The sequence below is a fragment of the Staphylococcus sp. HMSC055C03 genome, assembly GCF_001809385.1.
In the GTDB taxonomy this organism is placed as follows: Bacteria; Bacillota; Bacilli; order Staphylococcales; family Staphylococcaceae; genus Staphylococcus; species Staphylococcus simulans.
This window is the reverse complement of record NZ_KV797474.1, coordinates 161,730-182,243: the sequence shown is the minus strand read 5'-3', so window position 1 is coordinate 182,243 and position 20,514 is coordinate 161,730. Positions and strand designations below refer to the sequence as shown.

Sequence of the window (20,514 nt, the reverse complement as noted above, 5' to 3'; positions counted from 1 at the left end):
TTGTCTCCTCCTATCTATGTTTGACTTTGTTTCTGCGGTAAATAATGTAACTTCTGCTCGCATAAGTCAATGGTACACTCCACACATGAACCAATCTTGTGAATGGCCATAACGCAAAGATACCAAAACCAAGTAATACATGAAGTTTAAATGACCATGGCACATCTGTCATTAAATTTGCATCTGGTCCAAATGTGAATAATTGTCTGAACCATACAGAAATTGATGATCTATAATCAAAATCTGGCATAACCGCATTTGTTACTAACGTTGCATAGCACCCCATAAATACAAGAATCAACAAGAAAAAGTTTACAACCATATCTGATGCAGAACTAAGATGTCTGATATTCTTAACTGATACACGGCGTGACGTTAATAAAAACATTCCAATTAATGTTATTATACCAAAAATACTACCGATATATACAGCCCCGAAATGGTACATCTCATGGCTGACTCCCATTGCGCTGATCCATGATGGCGGGATTACTAAACCCACAAAGTGTCCGATTGCTACCGGGATAATCCCTAAGTGGAATAATAAACTGCCCCATTTCAAACGTTTCTTTTCAATAAATTCACTGGACTTTGCTGTCCAAGAGAATTGGTCATATCTAAAGCGGGCAATATGACCGAGAATAAAAATGGCGATACATAAATATGGGTATATGACCCACAAAAATTGATTAAGCATGCGGTGTCACCTCTTCACTTGGTTGTAAACATAATTTGAGTGTTTCTCTTAAGCCTTTAATTAAAGGTGCATACGGACTATCCATTTCTCTTAATTGATTCAGCATCGCAAATGTTCCATCTTCAATTACCATAATAATGAATTCGATATTGCCTTCTGCACGATCATCGTTTTGCCATTGTGCAGCGTATAAGAATTCAAGCATTAACGGTAAGAAGTCTGAAAGTTCATTATCGACCATATCGAGTCCGAACATTTCATAGAGTACTTTGAGTTTCGCTAACATTTGTCCGCGTTCTTTCTGCGTATCAAATTTATTGTAAGTCATATACAGCGGTGCTTCTTTATTAAAATCAAATGTATCTGTATACAGTTGTTTAATTTCAGTCAACGGATAACTTAGAATACGTTCACGATATTCCACCATCTCAGCATATGCTGGATGGTGACTATCGAAAACATCTTCAAATGTCTTAGGATGGAAAGTTAACTTTTCTGGAAAGTTCAATTGTTGCGCAAAATAACCGATTGACTCTTGATATTTATAAAAGTTATTCAGGTTAATCACGGAAAATCCCTCCATAGAAGCTTTCGTTATAAGCTTCTTGTCCAGTTTGTCCCGGTTTCATTGCTACTGGTGCGCCACAGCCGTCACAACCGCTTCCGCCGATTGTGTTATCGCTGAATTCATAACCTTGACTGCCTTGTGCAGCATAAGTGTCCATATATTGTTCTTTGTGAGATGTTGGGATTACGAAACGATCTTCATATTTCGCAATCGCTAATAGACGATACATATCTTTAGTTTGACGTTCTGTTAAACCAAGACGGTCTAAACGATCTAAATCGAAGTCTTTACCTGTCACTTGTGCACGCATATAACTTCTCATCATTGCCATACGTTGTAATGCTTCTTTAACTGCTTTTGTATCACCAGCAGTCAATAAGCTTGCAAGGTATTCAATTGGTAAACGCATTTCTTCAATTGCAGGGAAGATTGCATCTGGGTTCTTGATTGAATCTTTACCTTCGAAGTAGTTCATGATTGGGCTTAATGGTGGGCAATACCAAACCATTGGTAATGTACGGTATTCAGGGTGTAATGGGAAAGCTAATTTGTACTCGATTGCCAATTTATAAACTGGTGAGTTTTGTGCAGCTTCGATCCATTCCATTGATACGCCGTCTTTTAACGCTTGTTCAATAACTTCTTCATCATATGGATTTAAGAATAAATCACATTGTTTTTCGTATAAATCTTGTTCATTTTCAGTTGATGCAACTTCATGTACACGGTCAGCGTCATACAGTAATACACCTAAATAACGCATACGGCCAGTACAAGTTTCTGAACATACTGTTGGTAAGCCAGCTTCAACACGTGGGAAACAGAAAGTACATTTTTCAGCTTTGTTAGTTTTCCAGTTGAAGTAAACTTTTTTGTATGGGCATCCTGTCATACAGTAACGCCATCCACGACAAGCTTCTTGGTCAACAAGCACGATACCATCTTCGTCACGTTTGTACATTGCACCTGATGGACATGATGCTACACAGCTTGGGTTTAAGCAGTGTTCACATAAACGTGGTAAATACATCATGAATGTTTGGTCAAAGTCGAATTGGATTTTTTCTTCAATACGTTGGATGTTCGGATCTTCTGGCCCAGTTACGTGTCCGCCTGCTAAGTCATCTTCCCAGTTAGGACCCCAATGTAAATCCATTTTGTCACCAGAAATGACTGAGTGTGCAGTCGCAACTGGAGAATGTTTGCCTGCTTTTGCAGTTGTCAGATGTTCGTAATTGTAAGTCCAAGGCTCGTAGTAATCTTTAATGACTGGCATATCTGGGTTGTAGAAGATTTTACCGAAAGCAATCTTAGACCAGCGGCTGCCCGCTTTAAGGTCTAATTTGCCTTTCTTGTTCAGTGTCCATCCACCTTTATATTTTTCTTGGTCTTCCCAGCGTTTCGGATAACCGACACCTGGTTTCGTTTCTACGTTATTAAACCAAATATATTCTGCACCCGGACGGTTTGTCCAAGTGTTCTTACAAGTGACACTACATGTGTGACACCCGATACATTTGTCTAAGTTCAATACCATGGCTACTTGTGCTTTAATCTTCAAGCCAATCTACCTCCTTCATCTTTCTCACTGCTACATAAACATCTCTTTGGTTACCAATTGGACCGTAATAGTTAAAGCTATAGCTGATTTGGGCATAGCCCCCAACTACTTGCGTAGGTTTCAAGTGAATACGAGTCGGTGCGTTATGTGAACCGCCGCGCATTCCTGTAATTTCAGAACCCGGTGTTTGTATATGTTTATCTTGTGCGTGGTACATAAACATTGTTCCTTTCGGCATTCTGTGTGATGTAACGGCTCTTGCTGTAACAACACCGTTACGGTTATATACTTCTAACCAATCGTTATCGTTAATATCGTGTGCTTCTGCATCTTCTTTAGAAATCCAAACAACCGGACCACCACGGAATAACGTCAGCATGTGTTGGTTATCTTGATATGTTGAGTGAATATTCCATTTACCATGCGGTGTTAAATATCTTAAGACTAAGTTATCTTGACCGCCGATGACTTTCTTATCTTTTGTACCGAAGACCATCGGTGGTAATGTCGGTTTATAAACCGGTAAGCTTTCACCGAATTGCTGGAAGATTTCATGATCTAAATAGTAACTTTGACGTCCAGTCAATGTTCTGAACGGTACTAAACGTTCAATGTTTGTTGTGAATGGTGAATAACGTTTCTTACCTTTATTTGAACCAGAGAATACTGCAGTCGGAATTACTTCACGTGGTTGTGATGTAATGTTTAAGAATGTAATCTTTTCAGCACTGCGGTCACTAGAAATATCTGTTAAAGGCATACCTGTTTTATCTTCTAAGTCTTTATATGACGCTTGAGATAATTCACCGTTTGTTGCTGATGAAATATTTAAGATGACATCTGCAGCACGTCTTGCTGTATCAATACGTGGCAAGCCGTTTTTCACTGTATCGTCATTCCATGTACCAACGATATCTTTAGCTTCTTCGTATTGTTTTTTAACTGGGAAGCTGACACCGTGTGCACCTAACTTCGCATTTTCTAGTAAAGGTCCGACAGAAATGAATTTGTCATAGATTTCTGTATAGTTACGGTCTACAACTGAGAAGCCAGGCATTGTTTTACCAGGAATCGCTTCAACTTCGCCTTTTGTCCAGTCTTTAACTTTACCGTAAGGTGTCGCAATCTCTTGTTTAGAGTCATGCGCTAATGGTGAAGTCACCACATCTTTGAATGTACCTGGCATATGCACTTTCGCTAAATCAGAGAATGTCTTACTTAATGATTTGAAGATATCCCAGTCTGAACGTGATTCCCATAATGGGTCAATCGCTGGATTGAATGGGTGAACGAATGGGTGCATATCTGTTGATGATAAGTCGTGTTTTTCATACCAAGTTGCAGCTGGTAAGACGATATCTGCTTTTAATGGTGTTGAAGTCATACGGAAATCTAATGCGACAATCAAGTCTAATTTACCTTGTACTTCATCACGCCAGATCATTTCTTCAGGTTTATCTGTTTCGTTTGCTTCAGCAAGTAATCCAGAACTTGTTCCTAACATATGTTTCATGAAGTACTCTTGTCCTTTTGCTGAACTTGATAATAAGTTTGAACGCCAGATAAATAATGATTTCGGATGGTTCTTACGTAAATCCGGATCTTCAATCGCAAATTTCGTTTCGCGATTTTTTACAGAGTCAACAGCACGTTTTAAAATTGCTTCGTTGTTGAATTCTCCAGCATCTCTTGCTTCTTCACCGAACTTCAAGCTGTTTGTATCGAACTGCGGATAAGACGGTAGCCATCCTAAACGTGCAGCTGTGACGTTATAGTCAGCTGGATGTTGGTGTTTAATATTTTCTGCTAATGGTGATGCTAATTTATCGACACCAGACTCTTCATATTTCCATTGGTCTGTTGTGAAGTAGAACCAGCTTGTACCATTTTGTAAACGTGGCGGACCTTGCCAGTCTTTCGCGAAGGCAATTGTGCTCCAGCCTTCAATCGGACGACATTTTTCTTGTCCTACATAGTGTGCCCAGCCGCCGCCGTTTACACCTTGACAACCGCACAGCATAACTAAGTTTAAGACTGCACGATAAATTGTGTCTGAGTTGAACCAGTGGTTGATACCTGCACCCATGATAATCATTGAGCGGCCACCTGTATCAATTGCGTTTTGGGCAAACTCTTCAGCAACTTGAGTGACTACTTTTTGTTTCACACCTGTTACTTTTTCTTGCCATGCTGGTGTGTATTCTGTATCCGCATCGTCATAACCTTTTGCTTCTAATTCATGTCCGAAACGACGTACACCGTATTGACTTGTCATTAAGTCGAAAACAGTCGCCACATATGTTGTTTCGCCGTTTGCTAATGTTACTTTACGTGCTGCAATCGGACGTTCGAAAATGCTGTTGCCAGCGTTATCGAAGTAAGGGAATTTCATAATTTTAATTTCATGTTCATCGTCAGCTACTGTTAACGCTGGATCGATTTTAGAACCGTCTTCATTTTCAAGCTTCAAGTTCCATTGCTTGCCTTCTTCCCAACGTTGACCCATTGTGCCGTTAGGTACGATAATTTGACTTGATTCTTTATCAAATACAACAGGTTTCCATTCGTTGTTTTCTGATTCCATACCTAAGTCGCTTGCACGTAAGAAACGACCTGCTTTGAAGCCATCTTCATGTTTATCGAACATGATTAAGAATGGCATATCTGTATATTGTTTAGCGTAGTTAACGAACATTTCAGAAGGTTCATCTACGTAATATTTTTGCAAGATAACGTGTGTCATACCTTGTGCAATCGCTGCGTCTGAACCAGGGTTTGGTGCTAACCAGTTGTCAGCGAATTTCACGTTTTCAGCATAGTCAGGTGCAACTGAAACCACTTTTGTTCCTTTATAACGAACTTCTGTCATAAAGTGAGCATCTGGTGTACGTGTTAACGGTACGTTTGAACCCCACATAATGATGTAGCTTGAGTTGTACCAGTCACTTGATTCAGGTACGTCTGTTTGTTCACCCCAGATTTGCGGTGACGCTGGTGGTAAATCGGCATACCAATCATAGAAACTTAACATTTCTCCACCTAATAGGTTGATGAAACGTGCACCTGATGCATAACTGATCATTGACATCGCTGGAATCGGTGTGAAGCCTGCGATACGGTCAGGACCGTCTTTTTTGATTGTGTAAAGAAGTTGTGCTGCAATCAGTTGTAAAACATCTTTCCATGCGACACGGATGTGTCCACCTTTACCACGTGCACGTTTATAAATTTCTGCTTTTTCTTTGTCTTCAACGATAGAAGCCCAAGCTTTAATCATATTACCTTCATTTTCTTCTAATGCTGTTGTCCAAAGTTCCCATAATTTCCCTCTGATGTATGGGTAGCGTACGCGAAGCGGGCTGTATTCATACCAAGAGAATGAAGCACCACGAGGACATCCACGCGGTTCGAATTCCGGCATGTCTGGACCGCAGCTTGGGTAGTCAATTTGTTGGTTCTCCCAAGTAATGACACCGTTTTTAACGAATACTTTCCAAGAACATGAACCTGTACAGTTCACCCCATGAGTTGTTCTGACTACTTTATCGTGACTCCAACGTTCACGATACATTTTTTCCCATTCTCTACTTTTATCTTGTAAAACAGACCAATTACCATTAAATCTTTCAGTCGGCTTAAAGAAGTTTAATCCAAATTTTGCCATCTCTAACATCCTCTCATCTCAATTACTTTGCTCACTAGGCTGTTAACTTCGTAAATACTGTTTACTATTTTTTCAACTTACTCTTATTGTACGATTTCTATTATGTAAGATGTATTAGGGATTCACCTATAACCTAGAGGGGATTCCCTATGTTTTTTGAACAACACAAAAAAGCAGCACCTCCTAATAAGAAGTGCCGCTTCAATTTCCATTATTGTTATTTACCGTTAAATTCTGCAGGATCAGGTCCGATTCTTTTATTTTCGTTCAATGACGAAATTCTTTTGAGTTCTTCTGGCGTTAATGAAAAATCAAACACATCAATATTTTCTTCAATACGTGAAGGTGTAACAGATTTAGGGATGACCACTACATCATTTTCAATATTCCATCGAATTACGATTTGTGCCGAAGATTTATTATGCGCTTTTGCAATCTCATTCACTGTTTCGTCTTTTAATATATCTCCATTCATCAAAGGTGACCAAGACTCCATCTGTATACCTTCTTCTTTCAAATAATTTCTAAGTGATGTTTGTGTCATATATGGATGGAATTCGACTTAATTCATTTCCGGTTTGATAGTAGTTTGAGCTTTTAAGGCTTCAAGATGTTCAATATTAAAGTTAGAAACACCGATATGGTTCACTTTACCTGCTCGATATAAATCTTCCATACCTTTCCACGTTTCTATCATTAATGACTCATCAGTACCAGGCCAGTGAATTAAAAACAAATCCAGATAATCTAAACCTAAATTATCTAATGATTTTTGATAGCCTGCTGCAACTTGTGTGCGTCCAAAGTCATCCAACCATAATTTAGATGTGATGAATAACTCGTCTCGTGAAATACCTGCTGCTTCCATGCCTTCTTTAATCCCGCGGCCAACCATTTCTTCATTTCCATAAATCCACGCTGTATCAATACTTCTATAACCACTTATAATTGCATGTTTAACTGCATCTTTAACTGTATCGTTATTTTCTACTCTGAATACACCTAAACCTAATTGAGGCATAGGGTTGTTATTTCCATTTAAATGTTTATATTTCATAATATTTGTCCTCTCATTTATGAATTAAAAGCTGTTTTAATTTTAGGTTGTTTATATAAGCCATACATTAATACACTCGCGAATATAACCATAACGAATGCGAAATAAGGTGTTGCACTAATAGAATAGTGTTCTAGAACATAGCCGCCAATAACAGATCCTAATGTAATGCCAATGTTAAAGGCTGAAATATTAATGCTAGAAGCGAAATTGACAGTAGCTGGATTATCTTTTTCAGCAAGCAACACAACAATCAGTTGTAAACCTGGAACATTCATAAATGCGAACAGTCCCATTAATAAAACTGAAACCAATCCTAAAATATGCAGGTGCGCAGTCACACCGACGATTAACAAAATCAATGCTTGCATGATGAAAATACCGATTAGCATACGTACGGGTTGGCGATTTGTTAACTTACCGCCTAATGTATTACCAATCGCTACCATCACACCGTAAAAGATTAATATTACAACGACTGCTGATTCTCCATAACCCATGCTTTCTGTTAATAATGTTGTAAGATAGGTATACACAACAAACGTTCCACCATATCCTAATGCAGTGATGATATAAACCAATAATAAAGATGGATTTTTAAATACTTTAAGTTGCTCTGACATAGGTGCTTGATCGTATTCTGTTAAATCACTAGGTACAAAAATCATATTTGCTATAAAACTGATTAATCCAATCACTGCAATTGCTATAAATGACATTTGCCAACCAAATTGCTGACCAATCCAAGTACCAAATGGAACACCTGTAATTGTCGCAACGGTTAAACCGGTAAACATCATCGCAATTGCACTTGCACGTTTGTCCGGTGTTACTAAATCACTCGCTATAGCAGTGGCTACACTCATAAATACACCATGCATCAATGCAGATAATATACGCATGGACAATAACATACTGAAGGTTACAGAAAATGCGGCAGTACCGTTCGCTAAAATAAAGATCAACATAATTCCAAGCAGTAAATGTTTTCTTTTCATTTTGTTCGTTAAAGGCGTTAAAATAGGTGCACCGATTGTTACACCTAAAGCATACATCGAGACAGTTAAACCTGCCATGGCAATCGTAATATTATATTCTCGCTGAATCAGGGGTAATAAGCCTACGCTGATAAATTCTGTCATACCAATCGCAAAAGCAGAAACAGCTAAAGCAAGTATCGCAAAACGATTCTTTTTCATACTCAATATCCTTTCTTTTTTTATGATATGTGTTATTATAATTTCAAAGTTTCACAATAGGAAGTACGCACTTTAATGTGCTATAGATACCTAAAAGTAGTATAGGTACTTTTAAGTACCTATCAATTAAAGGACGTGTAGAATATGAAAGACTATAATATCGGCGTAGAAGCAACGATTGATGTGATCGGCGGTAAATGGAAGCCAGTTATCTTATGTCATTTAAAAGATGAAGGAACTATGCGCACTTCTGAACTTAAACGTGCCATTCCTCAAATCACACAAAAGATGTTGACACAACAATTACGAGAACTTGAACATGATCAAATTATCAATCGTATTGTTTATCAACAGGTTCCGCCAAAAGTGGAATACGAACTCTCTGAATATGGTACAAGTTTAAATCATATCTTGACTTCATTATGCAGCTGGGGAGAAGGCCATATTCATAAAATGCAAGAAAGAGAATCAGAAACAACTGAAACATTAACTAAAGAAAAAATGCTCTAAACGTAAAGAAGGCAGTGTACTTTGAAGTCAAAGTACACTGCCTTTTGATTATCTATTATTTTTCTATGCTTTCACAATTTCTGTAATGTCATCCATCTGCATAAAGCGATAGATTAAATCTAATTGACTTTGATGATAAGTGTCTCCGCTATTCGGATCAATCATGGCCCAACCGCCAGCATCATAAATTTCAAATGCTTTTTCAATAGCCGCTTCTCTCTCACCTGTAACGATACATTGTTTACCGAAATACTCAGGCAAGTGATCAGACTCAATATATGTGGCACCTTCTGTTAAGCCCATCGCATCTCCGACTAGTAAAATACCTGGTGCATCTTCAGGTGCAGCATCTCGTACATCTTCTTCAATCGTAGACAGATGCCCGCGAATAATCACTTGATTCGCGTAAGAAACGTTGAAAATGGCACAAATCGGATAATCTTTGCCGACTTGTCGATAAATTTGTTCAATAATCTTATGAAGACGCTTGATACCCATGTAGATGGCTAAAGTTCCGCCATCAATCAATGAAGCAATATCAATTTCTTCTTCTTTTGAATCTTTAAAGCTTCCAGTTGTGAATGTCACACTCTTAGAGACGTTACGACTTGTTAAACCAATACCTAAAACAGCTGATGCTGCACTGGCTGTCGTTATCCCCGGAACAATTTCACAAGGAATATCATGTGCTTTTAAAGTTTCCACTTCTTCTTGTACACGCCCAAAAATCGCAGGGTCGCCTCCCTTTAGACGAACGACCCTTTGATGTTTGTATGCTGAATCTACAATGATGTCATTGATTTCACCTTGTTGAATATGTCGGCTGTACGGCTTTTTACCTACATCGACAATTTCAATACCAGGAGGTGGGAGTTGCAAGATAAAGGGATTAACTAATCGATCGTAAAGGACAATATCCGCAGTACGGATTAAATGTTCTGCTTTACGTGTCAATAAATTAGGATTCCCTGGCCCAGCACCGACCAAGTACACATGCCCGGTCGTGCTTACAGCCATAAATACACATCTCCATCTTCAACTTCTACTGTATAGACCTCAACGCAACCTTCATCAGGGTCTTGGACAAGACCCGTTTTTAGGTCGATTTGAGAGTCGTGAAGCGGACAGAATACAGTATGACCTGCTACTGTCCCTTCAGATAATGGTCCTTGTTTATGCGGACACACATTATTAATCGCATGAATTGTACCGTCTTCTGTTAAGAACAATCCAATTTGTTTATCTTTCACAATGACTTTTTTACCGATTAAGGGTGTTAAGTCATCTAACGCCGCTACTTTAATTTTTTCTAACGTATGCATACTTACACCTTCTCTACTTCAAAGATTTTTTGATCTTCGCGATCATTTACAATTTCAGACCATGGCTCTTGTTCAACTGCACGTTTTGCTTCCATGATACGTTCATATAATGCATCTTGGTTTTCAGGGTTTAAGACATATTCTTTAACCACATCGAAGCCCATTCTTTCTAACCAAGGTGCTGTACGTTCAGTATAAATACCTGTTTCACGGTAATACTGCATGTACGCGCCGCATAGTTTGATTACATCATCTTCAGTTTCTACTGTAGTTAAGAATTGACCTTTCACAACTTCAGTACCGCCGTTACCGCCGACATAGATTTGGAATCCATTTTCTACACCGATAACACCGAAGTCTTTTACGCCTGATTCTACACAGCTTCTTGGACAACCAGATACACCCATTTTGAATTTGTGCGGTGTATCGATATATTCGAATGTTTTCTCTAAGCGGATACCAAGACGTGTTGTATATTGTGTACCGAAACGACAGAATTCTTTACCGACACAGCTCTTAACAGAACGTGTTTTCTTCGCGTATGCTGATGCTGAACGCATGCCTAAATCTTTCCATACTTTCGGTAAGTCTTCTTTCTTAATACCATATAACCCAATACGTTGTGAACCTGTTACTTTAACTAGAGGTACATCATATTTCTTCGCAACTTCACCTAAACGGATTAATTGATCAGGGTTCGTCACACCACCACGCATTTGTGGGATAACTGAGAATGTACCGTCATTTTGGATGTTTGCGTGGTAACGTTCGTTTGCGAAACGAGATGCTTTTTCATCTTCGTGTTCATTTGGATAAATCATATTTAAGTAGTAGTTGACTGCTGGACGGCACTTAGGACAACCGCCTTCAGTTTTCCATCCAAGCACATTACGTACTTCTTTAGATGTTTTCAGACCTTTAGCACGGATTTGAGTCACGATTTGATCACGTGTTAAATCTGTACACTCACAAATACCAGCAGGTCTTGATGCGACAAACGCGCCGCCTAATGTATGTTCTAATAATTCACCAATTTGCGGTTTACATTTACCACAAGAGTTACCTGCTTTTGTAGCTTTAGTCACTTCCGCAACAGATGTTAAACCATCTTCTACAATCGCATTGACGATTGTACCTTTAGTTACACCATTACAGCCACAGATTGTTTCTTCATTATCCATGTCCGCAACAGATAAACCTTCTTCTTCGCCAGCTTTGCTTAATAATGAAACTAATGTGTAGTCTTCGATAGATTCACGTTTTTTCATCATATTGAAGAAACGCGTACCATCATCTGTATCACCGTATAATACCGCACCTACAACACGTTCACCTTTTAAGAAGATTTTTTTATAGATATGATCTTGACTGTTGTAGATTTCAACACCTTCAACTTCTTCATCTTCTTGAATTTGACCCGCACTGTATAAGTCACAGCCTGATACTTTCAATGATGTGAATGTTGTTGAACCTTTATAGCCGTCTGTATCACGGTCAGTTAAGTAGTCAGCTAATACTTTACCTTGTTCATATAAAGGAGCGACTAAACCATAAACTTTGCCGTTATGTTGCGCACATTCACCTACTGCGTAAATGTTTTCATCACTTGTACGCATGAAGTCATCCACAACAATACCGCGTTCTACATCTAAACCAGAGTCTTTCGCTTCTTGAACGAATGGACGAATACCAACAGCCATAACAACTAAGTCAGCTGGTAATTCTCTGCCGTCTGCTAAACGGATACCTTCAACGTCGTTTTCACCTAGAATTTCTTTTGTATTCGCACCTAATTCAAAGCGCATGCCTTGTTTTTCTAAGTCTTCACGTAACATTTCACCTGCTTGACGGTCTAACTGCATTTCCATTAACCATTCAGCTAAGTGAACAACAGTAACGTTCATACCTTGGTCAAGTAAACCTCTTGCACATTCCAAACCAAGCAAGCCGCCACCGATAACGATTGCTTCTTTTTTCGTTTGCGCAATTTCAATCATACGTTCTGTGTCTTCAATCGTACGCCATCCGATTACACTTGGTAATTCATGACCTGGAATCGGTAAAACAAACGCATTTGAACCTGTCGCAAAGATACAAATATCATATGGAATCTCTTGTCCTGATTCAGTTTCCACTAATTTTTGTTCACGATTAACGCGTGTCGCACGTTCTCCTGTAATCAGTGAAATGTTATTTTCCTCATACCATGAGTAAGGATTCATGATTGTTTCATCAACCGACATTTTCTTTTGTAAAATGTTTGATAACATAATGCGGTTATAGTTTGGATAAGGTTCTTTCCCTATAATTGTGATTTCATATTTATCTTTGTCTCTCTCTAAAATCTCTTCAATTGTTCTGACGCCGGCCATACCGTTACCGATCATGACTAACTTAGTTTTTGGCATCCTTATTCCCTCCCGTATTCTTCAGCTAAAAATTGTTGAATCGCTTGTGCCACATGTTTCGCTTTTTTATAATCTCCGCCATTTGAACGGACACTGATGGATAAATCTTCAAACTCAAATTCTTTCATATTAAAAAAGTCAGATCGTTCTTTATCCCCTGTATGGTTAACCAACTGTGTCGGTTTAGTATCTTTCTTGATCTGATCATTAATTTCTGGTGAGTCTGTTGCGATAATCACGACATCTGCGTTTTCAATATCTTCCTTCGCATAGTCTTTTGTGATTAATTTCATATTGGGGTAAGACTCTTCAAAAAATTCTGGCAAAAAAGATTTGGAAATAACTGTAACATCTCCGCAATTGGCTTTTGCCAGTTGTTTAAACTTACGGTATCCGATTCTGCCTCCGCCGACTAATACTGCATGTTTCTTTGACAAATCCAGTTGTATAGGATACATATCAAACCGCCTCTTTCTGATTCAATCTATCAATTAACATCTCATCTAACTCCGGTTCAAAATTCAACGCTGAAGCGATTGTAATATTGGAATCTCCTTTTATTTTCTCGATTTTTTTCTTAATCTTATTGACCAAGAAACCATCGTAAAAGAAAATTGGAATCACATAGATTTGGTCATAATCCTCTTTCATTTCAGGGAGTAACCCCTCAAATTGTTTATCCCCATAAAACATCATGGTGTAGACCGGTAAATCTGTAGTGATTCGTGTCGCAATATCATCGATTTCGGCATCAGGCTCTGTCACAATCGGACTGCCGTGCCCAATCAAAACAATTGCGGAACCAGGTGTATGTGCATCTGGCCATGCTTCGATACGTTGATTGATCCATTTAGTTAAACTTGGATGGTCGCAAAGGGGCTGACGTATTTCATACGTAATACTTGGAAACATCAGTTGCATCTGACGCATCACTTCAGGCAAATCTTGTAAGTAATGTCTGCCAGAAAATAATAAAAGCGGCACAATCACAAAGGAAGTTTCACCCTCCCATAAATGTTTACGTATTACCTGAGGTAATGAAAGTTCATCACTCTCGATAAACGCAACATCAAATGTGCCTTCTATTTGTTGTGCAACACTGTCAAGCTCCTCCATCAATAATTGATTTTGTTTGCCACGTCTCATTCCATGCATAACGACAATGGTTTGTGTCATATGCATTTCCCCCCCTTTAATTGCATTGTACCTTAAATTTTGAATTAATGTGAATGCATTCACATAATTAATATAAAAATAGGGAATCCCCTTAGCTCTATCTTGAGGGGATTCCCTGACGTATTCAACTATTTATATGTGAAAACATAAAAAATTAAAAAACATTACATCATCTGCTGCATATTCTTTTATTATTTTTGTTGATCTAAGTAGTGATTACGTTTTCCGTTAAAGAATGCATAAAGCAGACCTACGAAAATACCGCCGCCGATATAGTTTCCGATAAATGCGAAAACAATATTTTTTAAGACATCTAACCAAGCTAATGCGCCGATATTGTAGAACATCATACCTGAGAATAAGTTAGCGTTGTAAACAACGTGTTCATAGCCCATGAATACGAAGACTACAACACCACATGCGATAAAGAAGCCTTTTGATAAGCCGTCTTTAAACTGCATAGATACGTAAATACCAATATTGATAAAGAAGTTTGCGAAGATGGCTTTCACTAAAATACCATCCCAAGTGCCAAGGATTGTTTTCTTATCGACAATACCTGTCAACGCTTTAACCATTTCTGGAGTCATAACGCTTGTGAATTTCATTAAACCGAATAACACAAAGCCTCCGACAATGTTTCCTAGGAAACATACGAAAAACAGCCATAAGATTTTACCGATTGGTACTGATTTATAATACGCACCAGCAGTCATATACATAAAGTTACTCGTCAAAAGTTCTGAATTCGTTAATACAATTAATACTAAGGCTAAACTGAATGAAACAGCTCCGATAAAGTTGATTGTTCCTTCATTTAAACCAGTGTGTTGTGTTTTCATCGCAAGCATAAATACTGCCACAATTGATAATAAGAAACCTGACATCATAGATTTTAAAAAGTAACGTGCAGGGGTTTTGCTTAACATTACTGATTTCATTTGTGATGAACTGACTACGCTATCCATCGTTTCGCGTGAAGTATATGTATCTTCAACCGTTTTATGATTTTGCATAACCATAAAAAACTTTCCCTCCCATAATCTAATCAAGATGTATCTAGTATATTATTAATTTAAGCCGATGCCTACCCTTTATTTAAATTTTCCTATATCTAATATTTAAATAATCTGTTCAGACCAATCAATTTTAAAATTATGTAAATGTTTCTTTGAAATTATGGGAAATTAGAAAAGAAAAAATACTGGAACAAAAACGCTCCAGTATTTCCATATCAATTATTCAGCTTGTTTTTGTGTTTTACGTTTAACCATCCATTTTAAGCCAGCTGAGAAGATACCACAGCCTGCGATTGTTCTTAATGTCCATTTCAATCCGCTATTTGAAACGCATTTTGATGGAAAAATTAAGGATGGAAGTAATGTACTGATAACGTAAAGAATCACAACTTTTACGTAACGCTCGTTCATTCATCTCACCTCTTTTGTGTTAACAATTATAGTTTAGCACTTTCAAATGAGATTGAATATCACTTAGCGCAGAAATCGGGGAATCCCCTATCACTGTTTCAGGAGTTCTTCTAACTGATCCAATGTACTCTCCATACCTTGTTCGACACCCATTTCCATCAGTTGTTTCGCTGCTTCTTCTGAAGGCATCACTGACACAGAACGTACTTCTGTCTGATGAGTTCCTTGTGATGTTAAATAGATTTCCACACGCATACCATGCATCTTTGTATCCACATGACCTTTTTCATCTGCGAAATAATCACGATAAATAATTTTGTGTGGAGCTTCTATCATTTCATAGTGTTGTACAGTATAACTTTGAGCGTCTGGCATCGTTATTTTAAAGAAATTCTTTCCACCTGCTTTTGGATTAAATTCAAAGACTTGTATCTCCCCGCCTTTAGGAAAGAACCATTGTTCAAATTTTTCTTTTGTAGTATAAGCATTGAATACCTGTTGTATCGGCGCATCAAATGTACGCTTGCCGATAATTTCATTACCTTCTCTTGTGACTGTCACATTTACACTTCCTTTAATGTTGAATTGAATGTCTTGATAATCTTTTCCCAAATAACAGGCATATCATACCATTTCAAAAGCAAAAATGCGCATAAAAAACTGGAATACAGCATTCCGCCATATTCCAGTGAGTAGGAAAAGATTAGTCTTCTACGATAAATTCTACGTCAGCTTCGAATTTAACGTCTTTACCGATTAATACGCCGCCAGTTTCTAATGTTTGGTTGAATGTCATACCGTATTTTTCACGGTCAACTTTACCTGAAACTGTGAAGCCAGCTACGTTAGTATCGTTTAATGGGTTTTTGCTTACGCCTTCAAAGTCAACATCGAAAGTTTCTTCGTGTGTTTCGCCTTTGATTGTTAAGTCTCCTGTTACTTTGTCTTCAGAAGCTTCTTTGATTACGAATTTGATTTCTGGGTGCTCATCCGCTGCGAAGAAATCATTTGTGCGTAAGTGGTTGTCTCTGTCTTCTTGGTTAGTGTTGATTGATTTTACATCGATTGTTGCTTCACCTTTAAGTGTGCTGAAATCGTTTAAATCACCTGATAGTTCTACGTTAAATTGATCGAATGCACCTTTCACTTTAGAAACCATTAAGTGTTTCACTTGGAAAGCTACAGATGAATGTGCTGCGTCAAAAGTAAATTTAGTCATAAAACAAACCTCCAATTTTTATTTGTATACTTAGTATACCACATATATTTAATATATCAACAGTTTTGTCTAAATAATTTTGTTCTATTTTTCGCCTACCCGATTTCTATTAAGATATCCTTAACTTCAAAATAAAAAACACGCTATTCGATGTGAATAGCGTGACGTTTTAAAACTGTGGCACTTTGATTTTATCTAATTGATTGCCGATAACTACAAGATATTGTTCTGTCTGATTTTGTAAATCTATCGGTTCTATTTCCAATTGACCTTCGGCATATTGTACTAATTGTAATTGAGGATGTTCTGCAAGTTGTATAAAGCCTTTTGCGCGATATGTCGATTGAGGTAAAGTTTCAAACCATTTAACTAAATCTTCAAGTTTAACCGAATGTTTAAACGCAAAATAACGATGACCGATACCAGAATGTGCATGACCTAAGTCACAAGCTTGAGGTATAGTTTCTGCTTTAACTTGTACTTCATTAGAAAAGACTGTGCTCGTTTCAAATTGACCAAAACTGCCGACAGATATTTCTGCATCTTGATTAAGAATCGTTAAATCAGAAAGTATAGGGGCAATATCTTCAGGCTCACATCGATCGATTTTGTTGATAAAGAGATGTGAGCAATACGACAATTGATCATAATACAGCTTTTGCATATCGCCTGGATAACTTTCAACACGTTGATATAATGTCGCATCTACTACACCGATCACACTGCGGATAGTAGAAATAGGTGCAAGCACAGGCGTCAAACAGGCATCTATCACTGACTGTGTATGCGCAATACCGCTACATTCCACAAAAACTACATCTGGCTGATAATCTAAATAAATCTGATGTAATTGTTTTGATACATCTGCTTTCATCGCACAACAGATACAGCCTTCAATAATTTCGTCCATCGGTACTGAACCTTCAACCAGTTGACTGTCGACACTGGCTTGACCGAAATCATTCATTATCACAGCAGGTTGCAACTCTTTTTGAAGTGCAGCTTTAATTAAATGATTTAAAGTGGTCGTCTTACCGCCGCCTAGAAATCCGCCAATAATAATAATATCCATGTAATTGCCTCTTTCCATTTAAAGATAGAAATTAAATTAAAACACCTGCTAATAAAGCAATGGCTAATGTTAAAACGATTGATGTGACCATTTGTTTACCAATAATCGCTCCGCCTTGTTTTAAACTTAAATGTTTCGCCATCATTGAAACAGTCACCATACATGATGAAAATGTAGAACTGAAGAAAACTAAAACCAATAAACTGGCTGGTGATAATGATTGTAAAACTGCACCATTACCAAAATTAAATAACAACATACCGTCTTTTCGTATCATTGAGAATAAGATCCCTGGTGCCATACTATCTGGAATATGAAGTAAGTAAAGTAATGGCGTGAAGATTGTAGAAATCACCGTTAAAATTGGTGTCAAAGCTAATAAGCTCACAACAATACAGATACCAATAAAGATTGGTAATGCCTGCATCAGGAACATCTCAATCGTACCCCAAATTTGTTTCAGCAAGGGTTTTAGACTCGGCCACTTCAATTGATTGCGATACACCGGTGGTGTTACATGAAAACTATTTTGTTTACGATACCATAATTTATTATGCAGAATACCCCCTGCAAAGACGAGCAATAAATAAGGTGCAAACAACCATGAATGTTGGGCAGCGCTGAAGATAGATAGTGTCGCACCAATTTGATAACTGCACGATGAACCAAAACTGATAATACTCATACAGCTTGTTTTAGTACAAGCGCTACATTGACTATTTGCTTGTGTAATAGCTGCCGCATTACAACCAAAACCTTCTAAAACCGGAATAATATCTTGACCATCCAACCCTACTTTACGCATCGTGGGTTCAATCGACCACACCACAAACTGTTTTAATTGTGTTTGATCAATCACCGCAGTGGAAATTCCAATCATTACGACCACAGGCAATGCCCATACTAAGGAATAAATACCTAATGACAACACACCGTAATCACCGTACAGTACTTGGTTCAACCATTGAAATGATGTGTGCGCATGCGTGGTCATCATTTCTATCCAATGGGAAACATATTGATTTTGAAGCCAATCCGAAAAGTGATACGCCAAATAAATCGGTAAAGCAAACATAAGGAAGATAATTAACCAACCTAGTAAAGTATCATGGAACTTTGGATGATGTTGACGACTAGCTTCTACATACGCTTTTAATTTCTGTATATCATATTGTGTTTGTGTATTGTCTGAAACGACCGCTTGATATGGTGAAGCGTGAATATGTTCCTTCGTAATAAACTGGCGCAGCAAAAATTGCTGCGCAGTTGTTAAATGTTTGAAGCCGATCAAATTCAACTGATGTGTGCCATCTGGTATATCAGTGGTTTGCCCGTTTGCTAAGTTGAATTTAACTTCTAGCATGAGCAGTCCACTTCACAGCAGCTGTAGTCATCTAAATACATATTATTGTTTTTATAAACTTCAACCGCTTCCTCATTAATTTCTAATGCTTCTCTTTCTAACACTGTTGTCGCAAGCACCGCAAAACGTGCACGGAATTTATAGATATAACATAAAATCGCATCCGCATGACGTACAGTTGGGCCGATTAAGAAGACATTTGGATAGCGTGTTGATTCATCATTATCTGTTAACTCAATGTCACCATCTTGTGTACTGAATAGTTGTTGGACTAATGGATTCGTTGTCGCATCGAAACCAGTTGCTAAAATCGGTTCATTTTTTGATGTTGCTTGCTTACCATTATTAAACTGGATCACATATTTACGGTCTACATCAGAAAATGAAATTTTAGATGCAGTGTAACCCACATTCAATTCAATCATAGCGCCTTGTTGGACTGCTTTACGTAAGCGTTGATGCGTATAACGAATACTTGGATCAGCATGTTCATCTTCTAAACCTGTTGAATGCGTATAGATAGAAACTTGCTTTCCTTGTTCAGCCATACAAATCGCCGCATCAAAGGCACTTTCATTACCGCCGATAATGATATATTCATCACCCGGCATTTTCGTAAAGTCTTCTACTTCGCTATAATGCTGACCATACTTAAATGGTTTACGCGCAAATGAGAAATCTCCTGTCGCTACAAAGATATATTCACTTGTGATTAAACCTTGATTTGTTTCAATTTCATAATGTCCGTCGACAAACTCAACTTTTTCAACGGCAGTATCTTCTTGTATCGGAAGTTCATAGTGTTGGGCTACTGTTTGTAAGTAATCTGCGTACGTTTCACCTGAAACGTGTTCTTCATTAAATGTATAAGCTGGAGAAGTTTCAGTAGACACGGCATTAATGTCCGGCATACCAAAACCATTTGTTGTGAATGAAGGGGTAATTGTTCTTGTAGACTTCGGCCAATTTAAGAAAGATTGTCCGACCTTACCTTTATCAATCACAATCATATCATTATCATCTAAACCTATTTGTTGGAACGCAATTGCCATGCCGACACCTGCTGCACCTGCACCTATAATTGCTACACGGTAATGTTGCATTATTTATTACTTCCTTTCCTTATCTCTCTATCAATCTCTATATAAACTTAAATCGTAATCGTTACGTTTTATATCAAAGTATTTTATCACTTACACATACTAAAGACAAGAATAGGAAATCAGATTAAATATAAAAAAGACAGTTTGCATCGTGACGCCTCACCA

18 protein-coding genes and 1 pseudogene are annotated in these 20,514 nt (G+C 37.9%); 1 reads left to right on the top strand and 18 read right to left on the bottom strand.

Features of this window, described 5'->3' with window-relative positions; translation table 11 throughout:
- Nucleotides 1-10 precede the first annotated feature (10 nt).
- The 6 genes and pseudogenes from narI to HMPREF2603_RS00920 form a co-directional block, all read right to left on the bottom strand.
- Nucleotides 11-697, bottom strand: coding sequence for a respiratory nitrate reductase subunit gamma (gene narI, locus HMPREF2603_RS00945; RefSeq protein WP_002479729.1), 687 nt, complete (start codon nt 695-697; stop codon nt 11-13).
- Nucleotides 690-1,265 carry a nitrate reductase molybdenum cofactor assembly chaperone gene (locus HMPREF2603_RS00940; RefSeq protein WP_002479730.1) on the bottom strand — a complete coding sequence of 192 codons (576 nt, stop codon included), beginning with the start codon at nt 1,263-1,265 and terminating at the stop codon, nt 690-692. The genes narI and HMPREF2603_RS00940 overlap by 8 nt, the downstream gene beginning before the upstream one ends.
- Nucleotides 1,258-2,826, bottom strand: coding sequence for a nitrate reductase subunit beta (gene narH, locus HMPREF2603_RS00935; RefSeq protein ID WP_002479731.1), 1,569 nt, complete (start codon nt 2,824-2,826; stop codon nt 1,258-1,260). Before narH ends, HMPREF2603_RS00940 begins: the two co-directional genes overlap by 8 nt.
- Nucleotides 2,816-6,490 (bottom strand): nitrate reductase subunit alpha, encoded by a 3,675-nt coding sequence (locus HMPREF2603_RS00930; protein ID WP_060803608.1) that lies wholly within the window; start codon nt 6,488-6,490, stop codon nt 2,816-2,818. Before HMPREF2603_RS00930 ends, narH begins: the two co-directional genes overlap by 11 nt.
- A gap of 217 nt (nt 6,491-6,707) precedes the next feature.
- A pseudogene (locus tag HMPREF2603_RS00925) lies at nt 6,708-7,547 on the bottom strand (aldo/keto reductase).
- Nucleotides 7,548-7,564: 17 nt separating this feature from the next.
- Entirely contained in the window at nt 7,565-8,746 is a 1,182-nt protein-coding gene (locus HMPREF2603_RS00920; RefSeq protein ID WP_070463323.1) for an MFS transporter, read from the bottom strand.
- 144 nt (nt 8,747-8,890) lie between these two features.
- Here HMPREF2603_RS00920 and HMPREF2603_RS00915 point away from each other — a divergent pair, with 144 nt between their 5' ends.
- Nucleotides 8,891-9,256 carry a winged helix-turn-helix transcriptional regulator gene (locus tag HMPREF2603_RS00915; RefSeq protein WP_060803606.1) on the top strand — a complete coding sequence of 122 codons (366 nt, stop codon included), beginning with the start codon at nt 8,891-8,893 and terminating at the stop codon, nt 9,254-9,256.
- A gap of 63 nt (nt 9,257-9,319) precedes the next feature.
- Here HMPREF2603_RS00915 and cobA read toward each other — a convergent pair whose 3' ends face one another.
- The 12 genes from cobA to HMPREF2603_RS00855 form a co-directional block, all read right to left on the bottom strand.
- The gene (cobA, locus tag HMPREF2603_RS00910) at nt 9,320-10,273 is read right to left on the bottom strand and encodes a uroporphyrinogen-III C-methyltransferase (RefSeq protein ID WP_070501867.1); all 954 of its coding nucleotides are present in this window, start codon (nt 10,271-10,273) and stop codon (nt 9,320-9,322) included.
- Nucleotides 10,264-10,578 carry a nitrite reductase small subunit NirD gene (gene nirD / locus HMPREF2603_RS00905; protein ID WP_002479734.1) on the bottom strand — a complete coding sequence of 105 codons (315 nt, stop codon included), beginning with the start codon at nt 10,576-10,578 and terminating at the stop codon, nt 10,264-10,266. Before nirD ends, cobA begins: the two co-directional genes overlap by 10 nt.
- Before the next feature lie 2 nt (nt 10,579-10,580).
- Entirely contained in the window at nt 10,581-12,986 is a 2,406-nt protein-coding gene (gene nirB, locus HMPREF2603_RS00900; protein ID WP_002479735.1) for a nitrite reductase large subunit NirB, read from the bottom strand.
- 2 nt (nt 12,987-12,988) lie between these two features.
- Entirely contained in the window at nt 12,989-13,444 is a 456-nt protein-coding gene (locus HMPREF2603_RS00895; protein WP_002479736.1) for a precorrin-2 dehydrogenase/sirohydrochlorin ferrochelatase family protein, read from the bottom strand.
- Between the two features lies 1 nt (nt 13,445).
- Entirely contained in the window at nt 13,446-14,162 is a 717-nt protein-coding gene (locus HMPREF2603_RS00890) for a sirohydrochlorin chelatase (RefSeq protein ID WP_023015068.1), read from the bottom strand.
- Nucleotides 14,163-14,353: 191 nt separating this feature from the next.
- Nucleotides 14,354-15,184, bottom strand: coding sequence for a formate/nitrite transporter family protein (locus HMPREF2603_RS00885; RefSeq protein ID WP_002479738.1), 831 nt, complete (start codon nt 15,182-15,184; stop codon nt 14,354-14,356).
- Between the two features lie 216 nt (nt 15,185-15,400).
- Entirely contained in the window at nt 15,401-15,592 is a 192-nt protein-coding gene (locus HMPREF2603_RS00880; protein ID WP_023015069.1) for a hypothetical protein, read from the bottom strand.
- A 90-nt stretch (nt 15,593-15,682) separates the two neighbouring features.
- On the bottom strand, nt 15,683-16,204 hold the full coding sequence (locus HMPREF2603_RS00875; RefSeq protein WP_315941005.1) for an SRPBCC family protein: 522 nt from the start codon (nt 16,202-16,204) through the stop codon (nt 15,683-15,685).
- Between the two features lie 91 nt (nt 16,205-16,295).
- Complete coding sequence (locus HMPREF2603_RS00870) at nt 16,296-16,811, bottom strand: YceI family protein (RefSeq protein WP_002479741.1); 516 nt, start codon at nt 16,809-16,811, stop codon at nt 16,296-16,298.
- Nucleotides 16,812-16,980: 169 nt separating this feature from the next.
- Nucleotides 16,981-17,883: a CobW family GTP-binding protein gene (locus HMPREF2603_RS00865; protein WP_060803603.1), complete on the bottom strand. Its 903-nt coding sequence runs from the start codon at nt 17,881-17,883 to the stop codon at nt 16,981-16,983.
- A 31-nt stretch (nt 17,884-17,914) separates the two neighbouring features.
- Nucleotides 17,915-19,246 (bottom strand): nucleoside recognition domain-containing protein, encoded by a 1,332-nt coding sequence (locus HMPREF2603_RS00860; protein WP_060803602.1) that lies wholly within the window; start codon nt 19,244-19,246, stop codon nt 17,915-17,917.
- Nucleotides 19,240-20,349, bottom strand: coding sequence for an NAD(P)/FAD-dependent oxidoreductase (locus tag HMPREF2603_RS00855; protein WP_070468819.1), 1,110 nt, complete (start codon nt 20,347-20,349; stop codon nt 19,240-19,242). Before HMPREF2603_RS00855 ends, HMPREF2603_RS00860 begins: the two co-directional genes overlap by 7 nt.
- Nucleotides 20,350-20,514: the final 165 nt, after the last annotated feature.